Raw genomic sequence first — 23,855 nt, 5'->3', positions numbered from 1 at the left:
AACACATATAGTGAAACTGAAAAGCGCCTATGAAAATGGGCGCTTTTGTTTGGATTAGGGTTCGTTCTGCTCAATATAACGGAGAACCCAATCTACATCAACTGGTTCACCGACAATCCAATAAGCGCCGGCATTCAAACTTAGTATACGTTCTTCGTAGATAGAAGCTACGATCACTTTATCTTCTGTGTAAACAGAAACTTTAAAGCCGTTTTCATTGGAAACATCACCATCCCAATCACGATCTTTCATCTTTTTCCCTTGATATTGACTGAAAAAGTGGGTGACTTGTTCTATCTGTTCTCGATTATCCGTACTCCATTCATCGTTAGGATGGCCTCCATTAATAACTAACAGTTCCACTTTTGAGGAATGATAATCTAAGATATCATCTAATCCCTTTACTTTATATTCGTTGATGGTATGAAGAGAAAAAACAAGAATGGGAACGCCTATTATTGCAATGGGAAAAATAACGCTTCTATTTCTCGTTTGTATTGCTAATTGCTCTGCTAAATATGCGGATACGGGGATGACCACGAAGAGATAAATGATAATAACCGATATGTTCATAAAGCCGATCCAATTTGTTGGAATCACACCAAACATGTATAACGAAAAAGCTCTGTAAAGTAAAGAGTTTATTAGTAAAAGTATGATTAGAAAGATATAAAATAGAAACTTCGCTTTCGCTTGATGAACTCCCTTTACACTTCGGTCACTTAACTCTGCTGGAATATCAATTTCGTTTATTGCCTGTTTAATCTTATCAGTCATTCAAATGATCTCCTTTCATATCGATACGAAGTTTTTTTAACGCACGATATAAAATTGTTTTTGCCGTGCCTAAAGGAATATCAAGGATGTTGGAAATGTTTTCAAAAGTTAAGTCTTCATAGAACCTTAATATAATTACACTTTTCTCTATTTCATTTAAATGTCCGATTAAATCGTGAAGAGTTAATTGCCAATCAATATCGAAATCCAATTCACTCGGAATACATTCTTCAAATGTTGGTTTTAGTTGTACAATTTTACGTTGCTTTTTGAGCAGATCTAGGGAACAATTGATCGCAATTTTTATTAACCATGTTTTAAAAAAGCAAGGTTCTTTTAGTTTTTTTATGGTTTTAAAGGAGCGGTATGCTGTCTCTTGAACGACATCAAGTGCATCATTTTGATTCTTCACATATACAAAAGCAATTCTATATATATCTTTCTCGTAATTTTGAAATAAGGTAATGAATGCTGCTTCATTACCTTTTTGAGCTTTTTTAACCAATTCAATCAAAGAACCAACACCTTTCCTTATCCAAGAGCTTCATTGTTTACTTCTCATTTCCTATTTGTTGTTGTCTTTCTACTCATTAGACATTTGTAGTAAGCATTTAGCTTTCACTTTATTAAAAAAAATCAAAGAATCTAATTAGATCAGATGTGTCATAACAAAAAAATCAAAGAATCTAATTTGAGAAAGAAGTATTTTGTGAAGACGTACTGATTATCATTTTACAGGAAGCATCAAGTCTTCGTAACTAAGCTTATGATTTTTTGTTATAATATGGGGAAGTGTTAGGGGGGCTGATGGGTGCTAATACATTGGAAAGAAAATAAAATCCTACGTTTTATCCTTTTGTTAACAATCGTCGTTATCGTGTTTTTTTATTTCAGGGCGTTTTTTTCCACCGCGATCTATTTGCATGATAATTTTTTAAAAAGAGAGTTAGATGATGTGGGTGTTCACTATAAAGGAAGAGCTGAAGGACAGGATATGCTTGTTTCTGTAACAGAAGATGAACAGGAAAGCCGGGTACAAGTTGTTTACTCATTGCCTAATGAAACGTACCGTCAATATACGGTCCAATTTAATGGTGGTCATAACCAGGACAGCGAAATAAAACATTTGGAAAATCAAAATGGAGAAATTATTTATGAAGGAGCGTTTATTGATGAGCCATTAAGTTTCGCACCAGGGGGAATGGAGAGTAACGAGTTTTTTGTGATAACCTATGACGGAGGGTCTATTTATAATGAGAATTATCAGGTGCCTGTAAAGCATGTGTATGAAGTTGCTCAGTTTCAGCATGATGTTTTACGAGGTAATTTTGGTTTCTTGGGGATAGCATTACTTTTGTTTGTTTTTACGGCGATTGATTATAAATTTCCGCTCTTCTTCTTTAAACTAGAACATTGTCTATCGGTGCGCAACCCGGAGCCTTCAGAGTTGTATTTAGATATTCAGCGGATCGCTTGGGTAGTCCTACCTATTGTTGGGATTATCTTTATGATGTTAGCGATTTAACGGTGGGTGGATTTCAACTAAAGAGAAATTTCAAGTTGTATCACCCTAGTACATAAAAAAAGCTGCACTAGAATGGGAGGTGTGTCGGTTGCCTTTAAAGAAACAGTTAGCCAGTCTATGGCGCATACGGGTCTCTTTCCTGCTTTTATTCCTTGCTTTTGTTGGCTCCATGCTTTTTGTCTACCATAACCATTCTTTCTACGAAGATGCAATTGTTGAGATTGTTGAGACGTCGCTAGAAGATCGTACGGAAGTTACGGATGGCTATGATAATCAAGATATCATTTTTACTCAACATCTTTTGGGGGAATTGAGGAATGGAGATTATAAAGGAGAATCGATCTATATAGTTCATGAATATACAGCGTCCGGAGTTTATCACCCCGAATTCAGTGTGGGAGACGAATTGTTTGTTGTGATCGATCAACCTTTAGCAGGTGAAATGTTAACCGGAGGAATTCTTGATGTGAAACGAGATCAAGATTTACTGTTCCTTGCTTGGGTTTTTATTTTCGTTTTGTTAATTGTCGGTAAGAGGCAAGGTTTTCTTGCGGTTATAAGCCTGTTTGTAAATGCAGTCATTATCTCTTATGCATTAGATGTCTACATCCATACATCGAATATTCGTCTGTTATTGATGATGGGTATTGCGGTAATTTTGATGACAATCTTGTCTTTGTTGCTAATCAGTGGTTTTCATGAAAGGACCTATGCAGCGATCGTAGCTACCTTATTAGGTACATTTCTTTTGTTATTAATTGCGGTGTTCGTTCTTTGGTTAACAGAAGAACAGGGACTTCGTTATGAAGAAATGGCGTTTCTTACACGTCCGCCACAAACAGTGTTTGTCGCTGGTTTGCTTGTCGGATCTTTAGGCGCGGTTATGGATGTTGCTGTTACCATCTCCTCATCACTCTTTGGGTTATATGAAAAAAATCACTCGATATCTAACAAAGACCTGAAGAGTTCGGGCATGGAAATTGGTAAAGATATTATGGGCACGATGACCAATATTTTGTTTTTCGCATACGTTAGTGGGACAATTCCTTCCTTGCTGCTCTATTTTATGAATGATGCTCCACTTGGGTTTGCGTTATCCATGAATCTTTCCTTAGAGTTAACTCGTGCCTTGGCTGGTGGGATTGGCATAGTGTTAACGATACCGATCGGATTATACACCACGATTTTCTTTGTGAATCGAAAGCGGGTGAAAGTATGAATGCTTTAGTTCTCTTAACATTGATTCTCTTTGTATCTATGACCATTATTGGTGGAAAAAAAGGCGTACGTTCTTTTGTTGCCTTGTTCATTAATTTTATTGTTCTCATAATTACGGTGTTAATCATGACAGACCCAAGTGCTAACCCAATCTTGTTAACGATTATTGCCTGTATACTAATTAGTTGCACGACACTGTTTTTTATTAATGAAGTGAATCATAAAACGAAGACCGCATTTGTGTCCACGATCTTAACTACAGTGCTTTTACTGTTTTTTATTGCATTTATTACAGAACGAACGATGATTCAGGGATTTGCTGATGAGGAAATTGAAGGGTTAACTACTTTCTCGTTTTATCTTGGGGTAGATTTTGTGAAAATTGCAGCCTCTGTAATCATCATGAGTACAATTGGTGCTGTAGCGGATGAGGCTATTTCAATAAGTTCTCCAATGTTTGAGATTTATCGTCATAACCCGCATCTCAGTCAAAAAGAATTATTTTTATCCGGGATACGGATCGGAAAAGATTTACTAGGATCAAGTGCGAACACGTTATTTTTTGCTTTCTTTGGAGGCTACTTAGCTTTGCTTATTCGTTTCAAAGATTTAAATTATAGCTTTGGTCAAATCATGAATGCAAAAGTGTTTCGTGCAGAAATGGTAACGATTCTCTGTGCTGGCATTGGTGTTGCGCTCATTATTCCGATTACTGCGTTTATTACCTCTTATGTTTTGGTGAAATTCGAGGTGGGGAAAGAGCAGTGAATATTTTTGGTATAAAGTCACTTAACTCGGTTAAACGGTTGAGTGGCTTTTTTGAAAGATAAGAAAGCATAGAGTTTTTGGCTCTATCCGGTTTTTTTGGTGTCTTATCTTTAAATAGATGCAAAAAATTTTCTAGTATAACAGTAGGGTCTGATGGTTGCTTATTGGAAAGTGTCACGCTATAGCGTGACATGTCAAGCATTCGCTTGTCACCATCAACCCTTGCAAAATATAGCTTCTTATTGTTTTTTAAAATGATCGGGTGGTTTTCCCGATTTATCCCGGAGCAACCGTCCGTAAGACTCCCACTTCAAAACAACGAGAATATCAAGTTGTTTAAGTGGGAGTAACGGACGCTAGCCCCCCGAATGGTTCAAAGACCTTTAGGTCATCCTTTAGGGCTAACAATCAGTGGGGGAATACCTAAAAATCCCCACTGATTGAAATTTCACTTTATCTTATATCGCAGAGAGTATGTGGTTGTTTGGTCTTGTGTATGCTGGTTCAAAATAACAAAGCAATCCTCAGCAAAAGAATCATACACCACCTAAAAAAGCATCAAGCCCTTATTAGGCTTGATGCTTTACATATAACATAAAATTTAGTTTCGAATGAGGTAGTCAAATGCACCTAATGCTGCTGTAGCACCTGATCCCATAGAGATAATAATCTGCTTGTAAGGATTGGTTGTACAGTCACCTGCAGCAAATACACCTGGCAGGGTAGTAGCGCCATGAGAATCAACAACAATTTCTCCCATGCGGTTACGTTCAACCGTATCACCTAACCAATCGGTATTAGGAACAAGACCGATTTGAACGAAGACTCCCGCAAGTTCAATATGATGCTCTTCTTCTGTTTCGCGATCTTTATAGCTAATTCCATTGACTGTTTCATCACCAGTAATTTCTGTTGTTTGTGCATTTTTGATTACTGTTACGTTTGGTAAACTGTGAAGGCGATCTTGAAGAACGGCATCTGCTTTTAGTTCAGGTAAAAATTCAAGAACAGTTACGTGTTTAACAATACCAGCAAGATCGATTGCCGCTTCAACTCCTGAGTTTCCTCCACCAATAACAGCTACATCTTTTCCTTCGAATAATGGTCCGTCACAGTGTGGGCAGTATGCTACCCCTTTGTTTTTAAACTCTTGTTCACCAGGAACACCGACATTACGCCAACGCGCACCAGTAGAAAGGATAATGCTTTTACTTTTTAGTACAGCACCATTTTCTAGCTCAAGTTCAACAAAGTCTTTCTTTTCTAAACGTTGCGCACGTTGTTGTTTCATGACATCAATATCATACTCATTCACATGAGCTTCTACGCTTGCCATTAGTTTTGGTCCTTCTGTGTATGTGTTACTAATAAAGTTCTCGATACCTAATGTATCCATCACTTGTCCGCCAAATCGATCAGCAACAATACCTGTGCGAATTCCTTTACGAGCAGCGTAGATCGCAGCACTAGCACCAGCTGGTCCACCACCAACGACAAGAACATCATAAGGTTCTTTTTCGTTTAGTTCTGAAGCATCCAAACCGCTACCCATGTTTTCTAGAATTTCTTCAATAGACATACGTCCACTACTAAATTCCTCTCCATTTAGGTAGACAGTAGGAACTGCCATAATGTTTTTGCTTTCTACTTCTTCCTTAAATGCCCCACCATCAATCATGGTATGAGAGATATTTGGGTTAAGTATACTCATTAAGTTCAATGCTTGCACAACGTCAGGACAGTTATGACAAGTTAAACTAATATAAGAATCGAAGTGATATTCGCCTTCGATGTTTTTGATTTGATCAATTACACTTTGTTCAACTTTAGGAGCTCTCCCGCTAACTTGTAGCAACGCTAACACGAGTGACGTAAACTCATGACCTAAAGGAATACCAGCAAAAGTTACCCCGGTATCTTCACCGACGCGATTGACACTAAAACTAGGCGTTTTTGGTAAATCTGCTTTTTCAACGGAGATTTTATCTGACATGTCAGAAATCTCATTGACTAAAGCTAGCATTTCTTCAGATACCTTATCTGTTCCTGCGCTAACTTTAATTTGGATATCGCCCTCTAGTAGATCAAGGTATTGACTCAGTTGCGCTTTTATCTCTTTTTCCAACATCAGCTAGTGACCTCCCTTAAATTTTTCCTACAATATCAAGGCTCGGTTTCAATGTTTCAGAACCTTCTTCCCATTTAGCTGGGCAAACCTCACCAGGATTTTTACGAACATATTGCGCTGCTTTTACTTTATTAATAATTGTGCTTGCATCACGGCCAATTCCGCCAGCATTAATTTCTACCGTCTGAATAACACCATCTGGATCGATAAGGAAAGTTCCGCGATCCGCTAATCCAGCTTCCTCATCAAGTACATCAAAGTTACGAGAAATGGTTTGAGAAGGGTCACCGATCATAATATATTCAATCGAACCTACTGCAGTTGAATGTTCGTGCCATGCTTTGTGTACAAAATGAGTATCTGTTGATACCGCATATACTTCTACATCAAGATCTTTAAGTGCCGCATATTCTTTTTGCAAATCCTCTAATTCAGTAGGGCAAACAAAAGAAAAGTCAGCTGGATAAAAACAAACAACACTCCATTTACCTTTGAAATTTTCCTCTGTTACCTCAAAAAAGTCCTTTCCGTTTTGGAAAGCTTGTGCTTGAAATGGTTGTACCTCAGTTCCGATTAAAGACATAATAAATTTCCTCCTTAGTGTTTTTGGTTTTGAGAATTATAAAGCTTGATAAGAAGTAGAAACATTCCTTAGCTATAATAATTCTAATTCAATACCTATTATTATATACCAGTGATTATTTTGTCAAGAGAGATGATTGAGAAACGAGAAAAAAATTATCACCCTTCAGACAAACCGGTATTTTTCCTCATGTAAATCCGTTCTTTCATGTATCATTGTATAGAAGATAAAGGGAGAAATAAACAAATATGCTCACGAATAACGATATTTTTATTTGTTGTTTTTCTCAATTACTTATTTTTTTGAGAATAAAAAATCACTACCTCTAGTTTGGCTTTTCCTGTGTATTTTCATACGATTATTTCCCTTTCCTTTGTACCAATTTCCTTTTAAAAATTGTTCCAAATAATAAAACCAATACAGTAATGCCGATAATAATTGACATTGATAAGATCGGCCAATAATCTTCTAAATAGTGCATCGCTCTCATGTGATCATCCACTATCCAATACCCGAATCCGCCCAATAGTAACGCGGTTGGAATATAAAGTTTATTAATGTTTTTTGCTCCCACCACATGTTTAGCAGAAATCGAAGCGCAAATTAAACAGCTCATCACCTGTACTAAGGCTGAAATGGAGAAAAATACAATCATTATTAATTCGTAGCGATGAACAAATAATCCAATTTCGGCGCTTCTGGCCATTTGCATGCAGGATATGATGTATTGCCCGGTAACCTCTGGAGATAGTGTGCCAACTTGTAAAAGGGGCCACATTAAAATTAAACCGCCACCTATAAGTACACTTTTTTGTGTGTATTTATTCCACTTTTCTTTTTGTTTTACCATCGGTAAGAGAATCGCAACCATAAGAATAGCCATCGCCCAATCACTATTATGATGGCTCGTTGCTTGGAGATTGCTCCATAGGTTATTTTGCATGACAGGAAAAAAATGATGCACATGAAAATTATCCAAGGAACCGAACAAAATTAGAATATTTAAGATGCTAATAGAAAACAAACCCAATACAGCAAATCTACCAATAACCTCAATGCCTTTGGATAGGCCATATAGCCCAACTCCTGTTGTTGCGATAATAAAGATTGCGGTCGGCACGTCAGGTAAGAAATAATCCATCAAATGATAAACGATTGTAATCATTACCCCACCATAGGCACCTAAGAAAAATAGAAAAAACAAAGCAGAAAAAATTTTTTCTCCCCAGGCTCCAAATAGAACTTTGGATTGTTCGAGTATATTCTTTTCTGGAGTACGTTTAATAATTATTACAACGACCCACATCATCAGCAAGGCGAAAAGAATCGATAAGATGGTAACGATCCACATATCAGCCCCTACCTGCCTCGCGATGGCACCTTGAGTAACGCCTATTGCTTTTGCATAGACAATATTAATCACAATCGCCAAAAGTATACTATTTGAGATTTGTGTTCTGATTTGTGTACTCATCTAAATCATTCCTTCACAGGCTTTGTAGGAAGCCTGAATAATTGTGGGTTTGTAATCTCTGCTGAAACATTAACAACGATAGCCATGTCAGGAAAAAGCTCATCCCAATCATCTTTGACGTCATCCCAATATTGTGGGAACTTCGCCCGAAAGTAAGTAGCAAGTCCAATCGAGTCTAATTGATACTCTTGTTGAAGTTTGTTTAATAGCATTTCGATATCTTCTTGAATATAATCTTCTAAAATAGGTTCTAAGAGTGTGAATAGCTCATCGTAGCTCTTACCTGTTGGAACGCCTAACTCAACAAGATCTGCAACAGTTTCTAACGTAATATCAAAACTCACTTCACCATTTTCATATTTCGGTGTAAGTTGAAAGGAATTATCTCTTAACTCGATACTTGCATTGCCATCTCCTTCTGGAAATTCAATCGGTATAATCGCTGTTTCAACCTCACCAATAAACCAAAGAAACCCTCTGCTTTCTCGATCCTTGAGCTTTCCAACCATTTTGTCATCTCGAAATAGTGCAGTGCCAGATAATTCTGCTTGTGGAAGGTTTCCGAATTCCGGCATATCTTCCCCTTCTGCAATCCCTCTCGATTTTAAGTTAACCAAAGCTAAATAAGGATGGGTATACTCTCTCAGATATCCCATGGATAAGGACATTGCGTCTGATTTTGGTGCCTCAGCTACAATCGGGCTATATCGGAATAAATGATCGATTGACTCACCTGGTAACACTTCAATCCCTGTTTTTACAGGAATGAGGTCTCGTGCTTTTTCTTCAGTAACAAGTATCCAAGTCCTCATCCGCAGTTCGTTATTTCGAGTGAAAAAATCAATCACATCAACAATGCCATCTTCAGCAATTTCCTCGCTAATGACAATGACCATATTATGTCCCCAGTAGACTCGTCGAGAAGAAAATCTTGCAAGGTTTCGAATCGCTTCAAAGATGGTTTTTCCCTCTGCAATTGCGGTCCACATCGGTTCACCAGTCCCGCCACCAGCCCCTGCATCTCCTCTAGCTTCTGCAGGTCGAGCGATTTGCGCAGTAATAAGGATATTTTCTTGCTCTCCTTTATCGATTCCTACAGCAGTAACAAGAGCTAGATCGCTAATTTCTTCTTTTCCTAAACAGCCAGTTAGTGTAACTAAAACAAAGAAGATTATAGAAATAATTGGAATAATTCGCATCGTATTTTACCTCTTATAACGTGTTTTTCTCCTTTTATTTGGAGATGGTTTTTGGTTTTTACCTGCTCTTTGCTCATTTCCCTTCACATCTGCTGGTCTGGTTTCGATCGCCCAAAATGGTTTTCGTATCATGGTGTCTTGACGGTCTCTACTATTAAAAGGAAAGTATGGAGCCATATAAGGTTCCCCGAATGAACGCAAGGAGATTGCGTGGATGACAAGCAAAACAAATGTAGTTGCAAACCCTAACAATCCCAAAAAGCCAGATGCGATTAAGATCGGAAAACGAATTAATCGAATGGAAACAGATGCTAAGTAATCAGGGATAGCAAAAGAAGCGATTCCGGTTGTAGCAACAACAATGACCATAATTGGAGATACGATCCCTGCATCTACGGCTGCTTGTCCAACGACTAATGAACCAACAATACTTACCGCTTGTCCAATTGGTTTTGGCATGCGAATACCAGCTTCTCTCATTAATTCAAATGCGGTTTCCATTAGCAATGCCTCAATTAAAACAGGTAAAGGAACAATCTCTCGTCCCGCAGCGATTGTTAACGCCAATTGAGTCGGAATCATTTCTTGATGAAAACTAACCAACATGACAAAAAAAGAAGGAAGTGTTAAGCTGATGATAAAAGCGATGTAACGAATAAAACGAAAATAAGAAGCAGTTGTGTAATGCGTATAATAATCATCACTTGTTTGAAAAAATGTCCAGAAATGAGTAGGAACAATTAAAACAAAGGGCGTATTATCCACAAAAATAGCTACTTTCCCCTCGTACATACCTGCCGCAATTTTGTCAGGTCGCTCAGTCCCTTGCACCGTTAGAAAGGGAGAGGTAGGTGAATCGTCAATAAGCTCTTCAATATAGTTACTTTCCAACACCGCATCAATTTCAATATTGTTTAATCGTTGCAAAACTTCATCCACCAGATCTTCTCGAACTAACCCCTCAATATAAGTGATGGCTATATCAGTTTTTGATCTTTTTCCAATTTGCATCGATTGGATTCGAAAGCGAGGATCACGAATTCTTCTTCTTACTAGAGCAGTATTGGTGCGAATAGACTCAACAAAACCATCTCTAGGTCCGCGTAGAACCGTATCACTTTGTGGCTCCTCTATACCGCGGGTTTCCCATCCTTGAACAGATAAAGAGAAAGCTTGCTTATATTGATCAACAAATAGTAAAGCATTACCTGCTAAAATTGCATCAATTCCATCGTTAAAGTTAGCTACTATCGAGATAGAAGGGACCTGTAATCCTTTTTTGGTTAATACTTGTTTTATTTGCTCACTTGATAAAGCGGTAATAGATTCGTTCATTTCATTGGTTAATAGTGGTCGAAGGATCGTATTTTCAATCACATCACTATCTGCCAATCCATCTATATACAACAAACTAGCATCTAAGTTTACCTGCTCCACAATTGTAAAATCTCGTTTCACAAGGTCGCTCGGGGAACCTAAAATAGATTCTATCTCTGTTACGTTTTGTTGTAGACACGAAAAAAAATCTTGTTCTAATTTTTCTTCAAGTTGCATAACATCCCTCTTAATCTTTAGGTCATTAGTATAATTATGACCAAGAAGAGGGAAAATTATGTATAGACTACATAGAAAGTGGGACAAAGAGATTGTATGAGACATGGATTTATCAAAATGTATTTAATTCACTGTGGTTTGTTAGGATAGTAATTTTCACTGTATTTGGTTTTAACATTTTTTCTATTGTAGTGATTTACTTCTGTATTGCTGAAAATAAATTGAATCTGAATTTTGTCAAGAAGTTATATGAGAAATGGAAAAATCAAAAGCAGACAACAGGGTCATGAAATGTCGAAAAGTGAGGTAGCTGTGCGCGAAGGAATTCTTTAGAATAGAAATCCTACAAAAGAGAGTGTTGAAAAATTAGTTGTTAAACGGGCTGTTTGGTATATTCTTCAAAATAGCAATAACCATTTCGCAAGGATCGAGAATCTCATAGACACGAACAGTGTGGTGAATGATTTGTCCCGGAGCAACCGTCCGTAAGACTCCCACTTCAAAACAACAAGAATATCAAGTTGTTTAAGTGGGAGTAACGGACGCTAGCACCCCAAATGGTTCAAAGGCCTTTAGGTCATCCTTTAGGGCTAACAATCAGTGGGGGAATAACTAAAAACCCCCACTGATTGAAGTTTCACTTTATCTTCGTCACTTTAAGGATGTTCACATGAGGATTATGGATCAAAAAGTTTGTAACATCATCATAAGGCTTGCTTATGTTTAAGTTGGACCGAAAGAAGTGCTTGAAATTCATTGGAAGAAGTAATTACGCCTAGGTTAAGGTCAAAAAAAGCAACTAACCTCGTCAAGAATGCTGATCTTGCCTAGGTTAAGGCCGAAAAATGCATCAAACCTCGTCAAGAATGCTGATCTTGCCTAGGTTAAGGCCGAAAAAAGCTGCCAACCTCGTCAAGAATGCTGATCTTGCCTAGGTTGAGGTCAAAAAAAGCATCAAACCTCGTCAAGAATGCCGATCTTGCTTAGGTTGAGGTCAAAAAAAGCAGCTAACCTCGTCAAGAATGCCGATCTTGCCTAGGTTAAGGTCGAAAAAAGCAGCTAACCTCGTCAAGAATGCTGATCTTGCCTAGGTTAAGGCCGAAAAATGCATCAAACCTCGTCAAGGTTGCTGATCCCCTCTAGGAAATGACAAAAAAAGCTCCCGACCTTTATGAAAAGAGAAGATGATTACCACAAAGTTTATGCATTGTATTTCTTGCATGAAACGTACTGTATATATTGCGTTGGATGTTAACACTTTAAAAAAATAAAGAGATTGACTTGAAGTGGAACTCTCAATTAGTCAACCTCTTATGGCTTATGTTTAATAATAGAATTGTAGTTCTTAGTTATTATCTTCTTCTGTCAAATCCGTTACGTCTACTTCAAAAGCATCTTCTGACTTTTTCGTGTAATGAACCAGAGCTTTTTGCGTCTCGTCATTTACTTCATGAATATAAACATAGCGCCCATTGTATAATACGCTTTTCATTATTGGGTCATCTTTAATTTCTTTTGCACGCATGACATTCATCGAAATTCCTCCTCAATTATTGTATTTATAAGATTTCTTACATAAACTTATAGTGTACGATAACCGCTTTTTATTTCTTTAAAACATAAACGCACTAGTAAGAACATTTAGAGGGAGAACGTGACAGGTAGTAATTTGTGTTGTAGGGTTCAAATAGGGGTATGAGGTTAGTAAGGGAATTTACAGAAAATCTTGCTTAGAAAGTAGGTAGGTCTAAGTGAAAGTATTCAAGTGGATTCGGGGAAAGTTTACGGGAATTCTTGAGGCTGCCAGAAGGTATCCATTGACAGTGGGGCTTTTGGTTATCTTGGCAGCTGCTAATGCTTTTGCAATCAACGATCAATTTGAAAATTATCGTAACTATATAACTACATTAATTGTTGGTGCATGCCTCGGATTGGTTGGTCAACAGGTATATGAACGCTTTTTCACCCGGAAAAGATACCGTCTCTTGTTGTTGGGGGGAGCGTTTCTATTGATGTTAGGTTATTATTGGGGCATTGTGCGGCCAGCTACATCAGCGAGTGAATTAAGTTCAAAAACAAGTATTGCTTTTTTAGCGCTCCTTTTCGTTTTTATTTGGATTCCAACGATCCGCCATCGTATCCATTTTAACAATAGTTTTATGGCAGCTTTTAAGGGATTGTTTACTACGATCTTGTTTACAATCATTATTATTGCGGGAATAAGTGCGATTATAATGGCCGTTGATTTGTTGCTGTTTTCAGTGGATTATTCAACGATTCCCCATATGATTAATGTAACGTTAACTTTGTTTGCACCGATTTTCTTTTTATCTTTTATCCCATTGTATCAAGGAGGGAAAGGAAAAGAGGAAAAGGTGAAGCAAGCTACGGATGTGCCGAAAAATCTTTCTGTTCTCCTTTCTTACGTTATTATCCCGATAACTGTGGTCTACACGTTCATTCTTGTACTATATATCTTGCTTAATATTGGTGGTGACTTATGGACTGAGAGTTTACTTGAATCATTATTGATCAGTTTTGCTATAACCGTTTTGATCGTGTATGTATTAGCTAGTAATATAGAAAATAAGATGACTTATTATTTTCAAAAGATTTTTCCAAAAATTTTGGTTCCGATTGTTATTTTTCAAACGATTGCATCGGTAATGATGATCGAAGAGGAAGGACTTACACATGGGCGTTATTATGTGATCATGTTTGGTTTTTTTGCTACAATAATCGGTATTATTTTTAGCTTTTTTTCGAAAAAAATTGGACTGATCGCTCCGATCCTTATTATCTTCGCATGGATATCAATTGTTCCACCAACAGATGCATTTACGATTAGTCGGGTGAATCATGTAAATAGATTGGATCAGCTACTGATTAATCATGATATGAGAGCCAATGAATCTATCATTGCCGATGTAGAAATTCCGGTAAAAGACCAAGTAGAGATAACGAATTTGGTTAGATACTTAGATCGAATGGGATATGCTGAGGATGTTGTGTGGTTGCCGAATAATTTATTTTATTCGAATCGATTTGAAGAAACCTTTGGATTTGAACCGCGTGATGGTATTGATCAACCTGAAAGAACCGAGAGATATTTTGCATACTTAGAATGGAATCCATCAGACTCTCTTTCCATTTCACAATATGATTGGATGTTGCATCAACAAATTGATCGGGACAATGAAGAACAAATAGAGATACAGCTTTCCGATCAATCAGGAAACAGCTATACCATTTTAAGAGAACAGGAAAATGAATTCTTTTGGTACCGATTGAAAAATAGTGAGGAAGAACTATTGATCGAGTTTGATGGAGAACAGTTATTTGACACTATTTTTGACAGAAATGGTTCCGGACAGAATAGACAAACGCTATCAATCAATGATGCAACAATCGTGCACGAAAATGAGGATGTACGGATGAAGTTTTTGATTGAATCAATCTCGATGCACAATGATACCTACGATGCAGAGTTTTCTATTTTTATCGAATTCAAGTAAAGAGGAACTTTTTCGCAGTTAAAAAAAGGAAGGGGCAGTGACCTGGTTCAAGAAACAATAGATAGAAAAACCAGTGCTCTTTATTGAACCCCCTCCGATAGAAGGATCGATCACCTATCTGAGGGGGGCTCTAGATTAGACTAAGAAGCTGAACAAATTTAATTTTTTGATCCGGGTAGCAGCTTCGATCAGTCGATCTGTTTCCGTAACAAGGCCGACACGCACATAGCCTTCACCGTGCTCGCCAAACCCAACCCCAGGAGCAACAACCACATGCGCTTTTTCAAGTAAAAAGTCTGCAAATGATTGAGAAGTGAAACCGTTTGGAACGGGTAACCAAGCGAAAAAAGTACCTTTAGGCGCCTTGATATCCCAACCAGCATCTTGTAATGCAGAGATAAATTGATCTCTACGTGATTCGTAGGTTTTTGTTAGTTCAATTACACTATCTTGGGGTCCAGTTAGAGCCGTTGCAGCAGCTTGTTGAACGGCACCAAATAAACTTACATACATATGATCTTGAATTAAGTTGATATGTTCAATCACAGATGGATTGCCGACTGCAAACGCAACACGCCAACCAGCCATATTATAAGCTTTTGATAAAGTGTACATCTCAATTCCAATATCTTTCGCTCCATCCGTTTGGAGAAAACTTCTCGGCTTCTCGCCATCGAATCCGATTGATGCATAAGCAAAATCATGACAAACAAAAATATCATGTTTTTTTGCTAAATCAACGGTTTGTTGGAAGAAAGCTTCTGTTGCTACTCCGCTCGTAGGGTTGTTTGGATAATTTAAGAACATTAGTTTTGCTTGATTTAATGTGAATGAATCGATTTCTTGATAGTTTGGAAGAAAATTATTCTCTTCAAGTAACGGCATGAAGGCTGTTCTTGCATGAGCTAATGCAATGCCGGACATATAATCTGGATATCCTGGATCTGGTAATAAAGCCATATCGCCTGGATTCAGTAGACATTGACTAAGTTCAACCAGTCCCGTTTTCGAACCAGGAAGAATAGCTACTTCTGTTTCTGGGTCAAGGGCAACTCCATACTCTCGTTGATAAAAATCACAGATGGCCCCTTTTAAAAAGGAATGACCACGAAATGGCGAATATTTATGGTTGTTTGGGTCTTCGGCAGCAATCTTTAAGGCATCAATAATAGGAGCGGGTGTGGGCTGATCGGGATTTCCTTGTCCTAAATTAATCACGTCGTGACCAGCTTCAGTTAGTGCTTTTGCTTTTTTTACGAGTTGAGCAAAGAATTGCTCGGGAAGTCGTTCTAAAGCGGTGGATGGTTGAAAATGTGTTGTCATAAATACACCTCGGAATATACAGAATAAAAGTTTAGTATTAATCATAGTCAATCACGATTCTTTTGTAAAGTAGATTGTGCGACAATTTCGAATCTTGACACAACAGTATGCTAGTGTCATAATTTTCATCAATTATTGTTCGTTTTAACGAAGCTAATCTTGATGACATAATAGGAATCGCGAGGGTGATAAAGATGCAAACATTACAAGTGCAAGGTGCGCCAAATCTCTATGTTTGTGAGTCGGGTGCTCTGAAAAAAATGGCAGTGTTTATAAAACAACAAAACTTTTCTAAAGGGTTAATCATTCATGGGGAAAAATCATGGCAAGTGGCAAAGAACTATGTAGATTCGGTATCCTTACATACAGAACAAGTAAAATATCGAGGAGATTGCACGAAACAAGAAGTAGAAAGAATCAGTCAAGTAGCAAAAAAGAGTCAAGTAGATTATATCGTTGGGGTTGGTGGTGGAAAGATTATTGATCTTGCAAAAGCGACAGCCCACAATATCCAACTGCCATACATTGTAGTGCCAACTTTAGCGTCTAACTGCGCACCGTGGACACCCCTCAGTGTTTTTTATGATGAAGAAGGGGCATTTACCCATTATGAAATGTTCCCTCAAAACGCTTTCATGGTAGCGGTTGATCCGCAGATCATTATTGATTCACCAAAAAGTTACTTGCGTGCTGGAATCGGCGATACGATTGCAAAATGGTACGAAGCAGCCGTTCTTGCAGAAGGTTTAGAGCATAAACCGTTGGCGGTCGATGTTTCGTTACACGCAGCACGTTTGTGTCGAGATGTATTAATCCAGGATGGTGCCTCTGCGATGGAAGCATTAGCTAACCAGACTGTTACACCAGCTTTTGTGAAAGTAATGGAAACGATAATTATGGCAGGTGGTATGGTTGGTGGGTTTGGCGATCGGTACGGAAGAATAGCTGGAGCCCATTCGATTCATAACGGCTTAACTGTTTTATCAGAGACACATGATATCCTTCATGGAGATAAAGTAGCTTACGGTATCTTGGTCCAACTGGCATTAGAGGATCGTTTTGATGAAATTGAGAAGTTGCTCTCTTATTATGAGGAATTGCAATTACCAGCATCTTTGACGGATTTGAATATTTTAACCCAACTGGAAGTGGCTTGTGCAAAAGTGGCAAAAGCCGCGACCAAACAGGGAGAATCGATTCATTTTATGGAACCTTCTTCTGAAAAAGCTGTCTTAATTGCGATGAAAGAATTGGAAACGTTTGTTTTGAATAAAAGAAGTGATTACACCGGTCTGTGAGACAGCAAGTTAAAACTCGCTAGTTGAGACTTTCGGAGGAAAATAGAAGACAAGGAAGTGAAGAACTTGGGTTTACGTATAGCGTTAATACAGATGGATATTGCATTTGGTAATCCGAAGAAAAATTACCTAATGGTAGAGGAAAAAGTGAGACAAGCAGTAGATACAAAGAATCCGGATGTTATTGTGCTACCGGAATTATGGACAACAGGATATGACCTAGAAGCTTTTGATCAGATTGCTGATCCTGAAGGAAAAGAAAGTATCACCTTTTTAGCCAATTTAGCAAAGAAATATCAAGTGTATTTCGTAGCAGGATCGATTGCGAAAAAAAGTGTAGCTGGTTTCACGAACACGATGCTTATTTTCGATCAATCTGGTAATCTGCTAAAAGAATACAGCAAAGCACACCTGTTCCGCTTGATGAATGAAGAAAAGCATTTGGTTCAAGGAAATGATGATGGACTATTTCAGTTAGGTGATTATCTTTGTGCAGGTCTTATCTGTTATGATATTCGTTTTCCTGAATGGGTTCGAACGCACATGTTTGATCAGACCAAAGTATTGTTTGTTGTTGCACAGTGGCCAGAGCCAAGAATTGACCATTGGAGGTCGATTCTTATTACACGAGCAATAGAAAATCAATGTTTTGTTGTCGCATGCAATCGAGTGGGAAGTGATCCGAACAATGTGTTCGGAGGTCATTCAATCATCGTTGGACCGTGGGGGCAAGTGATCGCAGAAGCAAAAGATCAGGAAACGATCTTAAGTGGAGAGATTGCTTTAAGTGAAGTAGACAAGGTGCGTCAAAACATCCCGGTATTCACCGATCGCCGTCCAGATTTGTATCGACTAAAATAGAATATCAGATTGGATGAAAAAACCATCGATTGTTTAATCGTTTTTTTAAAAAAAGGTTTGACAATCTAGCAGTCTCGTTGTAAAGTAAGTATCACAATATTAATTGCATAGCATTATCTCTTATCAAGAGAGGTGGAGGGACTGGCCCTTTGAAGCCTCGGCAACAGACTTTTGAAGTCATTGTGCCAAATCCAGCAAGCGACAAGCTTGAAAGATAAGAAGAGTGACTTTATTTGTTAACCAGACCTCTTCTTAACTTTAGAAGAGGTTTTTTGATGGCTTTTTACTGTATTCTATTGTAACTAGACAAACAATGGTTAAGAAAAAAGTTGATAAGAGATAAAGAAGCAAGAAAATATAAAACAGAAAAGAAAAGGGGAGACAATGATGAGAAAATTCATAACATTTGCACTTATTTTATTTGTAACTGGGGTATTAGCGGCATGCGGAGGAGACACTTCCGGAGAATTATCAGAAGATCATTTAAGAATAGGGGTAACTGCAGGTCCACACGAACAAATCATGGAGAAAGTCGCAGAATTAGCAGAAGATGAAGGTTTAACTATTGAAGTAGAGGTGTTTACGGAATATGTAATGCCAAATATCGCATTGGATGAAGGAGATCTTGATGTAAATAGTTTCCAACACAAACCTTACTTGGATAACTTTAAGTCTGATCGTAATTTAGATATTGTTGAGGTTGCAACTACGGTTAACTTCCCAATGGGGATCTATTCTAGTCAGATAGCTGATGTTTCCGAGCTTGAAGAAGGAGATCGCGTTGGTTTACCAAATGATCCGACAAATGGAGCAAGAGCACTAATGCTATTTGAAGCAGCAGGACTAATCACTTTAGAAGAAGGCATTGGAGCTGAGGCTACCGTGCTTGATATCGTGGATAACCCATTAAATTTAGATTTCGTTGAATTAGAAGCATCACAAATTCCACGTCAGTTGGATGAATTAGCAGTAGCAACGATTAACACAAACTTTGCGATCGAACACGGCTATGTGCCAACAGAAGATTCTATCTTCATTGAAGCTTCTGACTCACCATGGGTTAACTTAATCGTAGTAAGAGAAGAAAATAAAGATGATGCTGTACTTGATACATTGATTAGGCTGTATCAGTCAGAAGAAGTGGCACAATTTGTGGAAGAAACATTCCAAGGTTCGATCGTTGTTTCTTGGTAATTAGCATAGCGAAGGAAGCTATGGTAAGCTGAAAAGCAATGATGGATCACGGTAAGGAGTAATGACAATGATTGAGTTGAAAAATATTTCAAAAACATTTTCGTCCAAAAAAAATAAAGAAGTGGTGGCATTACAAGATGTCACCCTTCACGTAAAAAAAGGCGAGATTTTTGGTGTGATTGGTTATAGTGGTGCCGGGAAGAGTACGTTGGTAAGATGTGTGAATTTATTAGAAAAACCAACTTCTGGTGAGGTTTTTGTTAATGGCGAACATTTGAACGAAATGTCAACAGATCAATTGAGACAGGCAAGACAGAATATTGGCATGATCTTTCAAGGCTTTAATTTATTGAAAACAGCGACAGTTTACGATAATATTGCCATTCCACTAAAGCTTACAGGCTTAGCTGCATCAGAAATCAATGAACGCGTAGAAAAATATTTATCTATCGTTGGATTAGCAGATAAAAAAAATGTTTTTCCTAATCAGCTTTCTGGTGGTCAAAAGCAACGTGTGGCGATTGCACGTGCATTATCACACGAACCGGATGTGTTGTTAAGTGATGAAGCGACAAGTGCACTTGATCCAGAAACAACGGATTCCATTTTAGAACTATTACTGAAAATTAATAAGGAATTTGGTATTACGATTTTGTTAATCACACATGAAATGCACGTGATTCAGAAAATATGTGATCGTGTAGCAGTTATGGAAAATGGTGAGGTAATTGAACAAGGCAATGTCATCGATATTTATTCTGCACCGCAACAACAAACAACACAGCGTTTTGTAAGTAGTTTATTTCCAAGTGAGTTCCCAAGTGAAATTTTTGATGATTTACAAAAACAAGGTCCGATCATTAGCCTAACCTTTGTTGGTACATCCGCTGATCAACCCGCTTTATCTGTAATCTCGAAAAAGTTTGACGTGCATACCAATATCTTGTCAGGTAATATTGTGCAATTAAAAGATAAACCATTCGGTAAATTGATTGCCCACATTCAGGGGCCAAAAGATGAAACGGATAAGGCATTAGCCTATCTTGTAGAACAGGGAGTCCAAGTTAGTGAGGTGAGCAACAATGGATAATATCATCGAATTTTATGACCGTTGGGGAGGCCTGATTTGGGAGGCAACGATTGAAACCTTTCAAATGGTGTCTATTTCCTTCCTAATCGCTGTTATTTTTGGTCTACCTTTAGGTGTATTGTTGGTTCTTACACGTCCCAATAAGAGTTGGGATAATAAGTATGTCTATCAATTTCTCAATATTGTTATTAACGTCCTTCGTTCGATTCCGTTCATTATCTTATTATTTTTCCTGTTACCGTTCACTCGGTCTATTGTCGGTACTTCGATGGGGGTAAGAGGAGTTATTGTTCCACTTGTTGTGTACACTGCACCATATATTGCGCGCCTGATGGAATCTGCATTACTTGAAGTAGATAAGGGAGTACTAGAAGCTTATGAAGCAATGGGCATTAAGACAAGGCATATTATCTGGCATGTGATGGTGCAAGAAGCAAAACCATCGATTATTTTAGGTCTTACCATTGCGACGATCGGCTTAATTGGAGCAACAGCAATGGCTGGACTTGTTGGTGCTGGTGGATTAGGTGACGTTGCTTATCGCTTTGGTCACTTGCGTTACCAACCAAATGTGATGTATGTAACGATTGTCTTATTAGTTATTTTGATTCAAGCGATTCAGAGTTTAGGAAATATCTTAGCTACGAAATCGAAGAAGGATTAATTAGGAGTTAGACAATAAAATTTCTTAAAGATGGAAGCAAGAAGATATAATATAGAAGAAAAAGGCGGGGGCGGCTAATGAAAAAAATCATCACATTTGCACTTGTGTTATTTGTGGCTAGTTTGTTAACCGCATGTGCAGAAAATACTTCTGGAGAATTATCATCAGAGCATTTAAAAGTTGGGGTAACTGCTGGTCCGCATGAACAAATTATGGAGAAAGTTGCCGAGTTAGCAGAAGCTGAAGGCTTGACTATTGATATTGAAGTATTCACGGAATATGTAATGCCAAACATTGCGTTGGATGAAGGTGATCTTGATGTAAATAGTTTTCAACATAAACCGTACTTGGATAATTTTAAGTCGGACCGTAATCTAGATATTGTAGAAGTTGCAACAACCGTTAATGCTCCTATGGGAATTTATTCTACACAAATATCTGATATCACTGAACTTGAAGAAGGCGATTCTGTCGGTTTACCAAATGATCCGATAAACGGAGCGCGAGCATTAATGTTATTTGAAGTAGCAGGATTAATAACATTAGAAGAAGGGGTTGCAGATCAAGCAACCGTGCTTGATATTGCTGATAATCCATTAAACTTAGACTTTATTGAATTAGAAGCTTCACAAATTCCTCGTCAATTGGATGAATTAGCGGTTGCTGCGATCAACACTAACTTTGCAATTGAACATGGCTATGTTCCAACAGAAGATTCGATTTATATTGAAGCTGCTGACTCACCATGGGTAAATATAATTGTAGTGAGAGAAGAAAATAAAGATGACGCAGTTCTTGAGACATTAATTAGACTTTATCAATCAGAAGAAGTAGCGCAATTTGTAGAAGAAACGTTTCAGGGTTCGCTGATCACTTCTTGGTAAGACACCATTAATGATATTCAGTCATTAGGATTTCTTTAGCTACGAAACCGAAGAAGGACTAATTAGGAGGCGACATCTTTGACCATCTTAAAATTAGAGCCAAGTTCTGAACCATTTACATATGAACAATGGGAAGAATTAGCCAAAACAAAATTAACAAAAGGCGCATTTGATTATGTACAGAGTGGATCTGGTGCGGAAGAAACGTTAATAAAAAATCGGGAAGTCTTTTCACAGTGGGACCTACTTCCCTATGTCTTAACGAACGTTGAAGAACGGGATCTGTCTACTAATCTATTAAACAGAAAAATAGCTGCACCATTTTTGTTAGCTCCTGTTGGTTTTCAAACCGTAGTACACCCCGATGGAGAGCGTGCTTCGGCATCCAGTGCATCTAAATTAAATATTCCCTATATAACAAGTACCGTGTCATCAGTAGCTCTAGAAGAGGTTAGTAAGATAATGCAAGACACCCCTCATTATTTTCAATTATATTGGCCAAATGATGATGACGTGGCAACAAGTTTGGTGAAACGTGCAGAGTCGGTCGGCTATGATGCGATTGTCGTAACCGTTGATACCCCTTTATTAGGGTGGCGAGAAAAAGATTTGCATAACGGCTATTTCCCTATGGAAACAGGAGCTGGTATGGCTAATTTTGTATCCGATCCAGTTTTTCAAGCAAAGTACAATTCAGATGATTTGTTAGAGGATAGCGAATTAATCCCTGTCATTCGAAACATTTTATTAAAACAAAATCTGACTTGGGAGAAGCTTGCATGGTTACGCGAACAAACATCGCTTCCCATTCTATTAAAAGGCATTTTGAGAGCAGATGATGCTGCAAAAGCTGTACAATTTGGCATTGATGCAATCATTGTCTCTAATCATGGTGGACGACAGCTGGATGGAGTTAGAAGCTCCTTATCCGCACTACCTGCCATTGTAGAAGAGGTTAATGGGGAAATTCCTGTATTAGTAGATGGCGGAATTAGACGAGGGTCTGATATTATTAAGGCAATAGCACTAGGAGCAGATGCCGTTTTACTCGGTCGCCCTTATGTGTATGGTTTAGCAAATGGTGAGGCCGGAGTTACGGACGTATTGAAGAATTTACTCTCCGATCTCGACACTAGTTTAGCTATTGTTGGGATACCAACCATTCAAATGATTGACCAATCGATCATTGAAGAAAAACGATAAAAAACATAGTAAGAAACAGGCAAAGCAAAAAACAGTTCAATTTTCAGCTAATTGGACTGTTTTTTTGTTGTTGTATAGGGAAGATTTTTGCCTCCAGTACAGTGTATCAATTGTTGTGTTTTTTCTATAAGGATCAAAAAATTGGGTTCCTACATTAGGGGATGATGGTTGCTTCTCAACAAATAAACGCCAGCTTGTCACCATCAGTCCGTCACAGAAGAAGCTTCTTATTGTTTTTCTTATCCAGAAAAGTATAAGTTTTTTGCTGATATACCAAGGGTTAAGAGCTTTTATAAGGTTTGAAAAGCAATGGTGAGAGTCGTTAAGATAGAGAAAGAGCAGGATAAGTCGGATTTGAGTACACGCAAGAGAGGTTCGGACAGAAATGAATAAAAGAAAGGCAAGGTTGTCCGAAATAGTGGTTGATTCGGACAGAATTGAATAAAAGTAAGGCAAAGTTGTCCGAAATAGTGGTTGATTCGGACAGAATTGAATAAAAGTAAGGCAAAGTTGTCCGAAATAGTGGTTGATTTGGACAGAATTGAGTAAAAGTAAGACTAGGTTGTCCGAAATAGTGGTTGATTCGGACAGAATTGA

Annotated in this window: 20 protein-coding genes and 1 riboswitch; of the genes, 11 read left to right on the top strand and 9 right to left on the bottom strand. The window is 38.0% G+C overall.

What is annotated here, in order from left to right:
* Window positions 1–54: 54 nt before the first annotated feature.
* Window positions 55–777 (bottom strand): hypothetical protein, encoded by a 723-nt coding sequence (locus tag OWO01_RS09900; protein WP_268780294.1) that lies wholly within the window; start codon window positions 775–777, stop codon window positions 55–57.
* Window positions 770–1,291 (bottom strand): sigma-70 family RNA polymerase sigma factor, encoded by a 522-nt coding sequence (locus tag OWO01_RS09895; RefSeq protein ID WP_268780293.1) that lies wholly within the window; start codon window positions 1,289–1,291, stop codon window positions 770–772. Before OWO01_RS09895 ends, OWO01_RS09900 begins: the two co-directional genes overlap by 8 nt.
* A 297-nt stretch (window positions 1,292–1,588) precedes the next feature.
* On the opposite strand from OWO01_RS09895, the gene OWO01_RS09890 reads away from it, so the two are divergent.
* The 3 genes from OWO01_RS09890 (at window position 1,589) to OWO01_RS09880 (ending at window position 4,288) form a co-directional block, all read left to right on the top strand.
* Window positions 1,589–2,302 carry a DUF6199 family natural product biosynthesis protein gene (locus tag OWO01_RS09890; protein WP_268780292.1) on the top strand — a complete coding sequence of 238 codons (714 nt, stop codon included), beginning with the start codon at window positions 1,589–1,591 and terminating at the stop codon, window positions 2,300–2,302.
* 88 nt (window positions 2,303–2,390) lie between these two features.
* Window positions 2,391–3,521, top strand: coding sequence for a YibE/F family protein (locus OWO01_RS09885; RefSeq protein WP_268780291.1), 1,131 nt, complete (start codon window positions 2,391–2,393; stop codon window positions 3,519–3,521).
* Window positions 3,518–4,288, top strand: a complete 771-nt coding sequence (locus OWO01_RS09880; RefSeq protein ID WP_268780290.1) for a YibE/F family protein — start codon at window positions 3,518–3,520, stop codon at window positions 4,286–4,288. The genes OWO01_RS09885 and OWO01_RS09880 overlap by 4 nt, the downstream gene beginning before the upstream one ends.
* Window positions 4,289–4,889: 601 nt before the next feature.
* Here the strand turns inward: OWO01_RS09880 and ahpF are convergent.
* The 6 genes from ahpF to OWO01_RS09850 form a co-directional block, all read right to left on the bottom strand.
* Window positions 4,890–6,416, bottom strand: a complete 1,527-nt coding sequence (ahpF, locus tag OWO01_RS09875; RefSeq protein WP_418936213.1) for an alkyl hydroperoxide reductase subunit F — start codon at window positions 6,414–6,416, stop codon at window positions 4,890–4,892.
* 16 nt (window positions 6,417–6,432) lie between these two features.
* Complete coding sequence (gene ahpC, locus OWO01_RS09870; protein ID WP_268780289.1) at window positions 6,433–6,999, bottom strand: alkyl hydroperoxide reductase subunit C; 567 nt, start codon at window positions 6,997–6,999, stop codon at window positions 6,433–6,435.
* Between the two features lie 358 nt (window positions 7,000–7,357).
* Complete coding sequence (locus OWO01_RS09865) at window positions 7,358–8,473, bottom strand: GerAB/ArcD/ProY family transporter (protein ID WP_268780288.1); 1,116 nt, start codon at window positions 8,471–8,473, stop codon at window positions 7,358–7,360.
* A gap of 5 nt (window positions 8,474–8,478) precedes the next feature.
* Complete coding sequence (locus tag OWO01_RS09860) at window positions 8,479–9,672, bottom strand: Ger(x)C family spore germination protein (protein ID WP_268780287.1); 1,194 nt, start codon at window positions 9,670–9,672, stop codon at window positions 8,479–8,481.
* Window positions 9,673–9,678: 6 nt separating this feature from the next.
* Window positions 9,679–11,226, bottom strand: a complete 1,548-nt coding sequence (locus tag OWO01_RS09855) for a spore germination protein (protein ID WP_268780286.1) — start codon at window positions 11,224–11,226, stop codon at window positions 9,679–9,681.
* Between the two features lie 1,345 nt (window positions 11,227–12,571).
* The gene (locus tag OWO01_RS09850) at window positions 12,572–12,760 is read right to left on the bottom strand and encodes an H-type small acid-soluble spore protein (RefSeq protein WP_268780285.1); all 189 of its coding nucleotides are present in this window, start codon (window positions 12,758–12,760) and stop codon (window positions 12,572–12,574) included.
* Window positions 12,761–12,977: 217 nt separating this feature from the next.
* Between OWO01_RS09850 and OWO01_RS09845 the strand changes: the two genes are divergently transcribed.
* Window positions 12,978–14,741 carry a DUF4153 domain-containing protein gene (locus OWO01_RS09845; RefSeq protein WP_268780284.1) on the top strand — a complete coding sequence of 588 codons (1,764 nt, stop codon included), beginning with the start codon at window positions 12,978–12,980 and terminating at the stop codon, window positions 14,739–14,741.
* A gap of 135 nt (window positions 14,742–14,876) precedes the next feature.
* Here OWO01_RS09845 and OWO01_RS09840 read toward each other — a convergent pair whose 3' ends face one another.
* A complete protein-coding gene (locus tag OWO01_RS09840) occupies window positions 14,877–16,064 on the bottom strand; it encodes a pyridoxal phosphate-dependent aminotransferase (RefSeq protein WP_268780283.1) in 1,188 nt (395 codons plus the stop codon).
* A 194-nt stretch (window positions 16,065–16,258) separates the two neighbouring features.
* On the opposite strand from OWO01_RS09840, the gene OWO01_RS09835 reads away from it, so the two are divergent.
* The 7 genes from OWO01_RS09835 (at window position 16,259) to OWO01_RS09805 (ending at window position 23,258) form a co-directional block, all read left to right on the top strand.
* Window positions 16,259–17,362 carry an iron-containing alcohol dehydrogenase family protein gene (locus OWO01_RS09835; protein ID WP_268780282.1) on the top strand — a complete coding sequence of 368 codons (1,104 nt, stop codon included), beginning with the start codon at window positions 16,259–16,261 and terminating at the stop codon, window positions 17,360–17,362.
* Window positions 17,363–17,428: 66 nt separating this feature from the next.
* Window positions 17,429–18,223 carry a carbon-nitrogen family hydrolase gene (locus OWO01_RS09830; protein ID WP_268780281.1) on the top strand — a complete coding sequence of 265 codons (795 nt, stop codon included), beginning with the start codon at window positions 17,429–17,431 and terminating at the stop codon, window positions 18,221–18,223.
* Window positions 18,224–18,340: 117 nt separating this feature from the next.
* Window positions 18,341–18,444, top strand: a riboswitch (SAM riboswitch).
* A gap of 166 nt (window positions 18,445–18,610) precedes the next feature.
* On the top strand, window positions 18,611–19,417 hold the full coding sequence (locus OWO01_RS09825) for a MetQ/NlpA family ABC transporter substrate-binding protein (protein ID WP_268780280.1): 807 nt from the start codon (window positions 18,611–18,613) through the stop codon (window positions 19,415–19,417).
* 67 nt (window positions 19,418–19,484) lie between these two features.
* Window positions 19,485–20,507, top strand: coding sequence for a methionine ABC transporter ATP-binding protein (locus OWO01_RS09820; RefSeq protein WP_268780279.1), 1,023 nt, complete (start codon window positions 19,485–19,487; stop codon window positions 20,505–20,507).
* Window positions 20,500–21,171, top strand: coding sequence for a methionine ABC transporter permease (locus OWO01_RS09815; RefSeq protein ID WP_268780278.1), 672 nt, complete (start codon window positions 20,500–20,502; stop codon window positions 21,169–21,171). The genes OWO01_RS09820 and OWO01_RS09815 overlap by 8 nt, the downstream gene beginning before the upstream one ends.
* Window positions 21,172–21,248: 77 nt before the next feature.
* Window positions 21,249–22,055, top strand: a complete 807-nt coding sequence (locus OWO01_RS09810; RefSeq protein WP_268780277.1) for a MetQ/NlpA family ABC transporter substrate-binding protein — start codon at window positions 21,249–21,251, stop codon at window positions 22,053–22,055.
* Between the two features lie 78 nt (window positions 22,056–22,133).
* Window positions 22,134–23,258 (top strand): alpha-hydroxy-acid oxidizing protein, encoded by a 1,125-nt coding sequence (locus tag OWO01_RS09805; protein ID WP_268780276.1) that lies wholly within the window; start codon window positions 22,134–22,136, stop codon window positions 23,256–23,258.
* Window positions 23,259–23,855 lie beyond the last annotated feature (597 nt).

The organism is Natronobacillus azotifigens, assembly GCF_026805325.1.
GTDB lineage: Bacteria > Bacillota > Bacilli > Bacillales > Amphibacillaceae > Natronobacillus > Natronobacillus azotifigens.
Note: the sequence above shows the minus strand (reverse complement) of the source record. Positions and strands in the feature narration are given on the sequence as shown.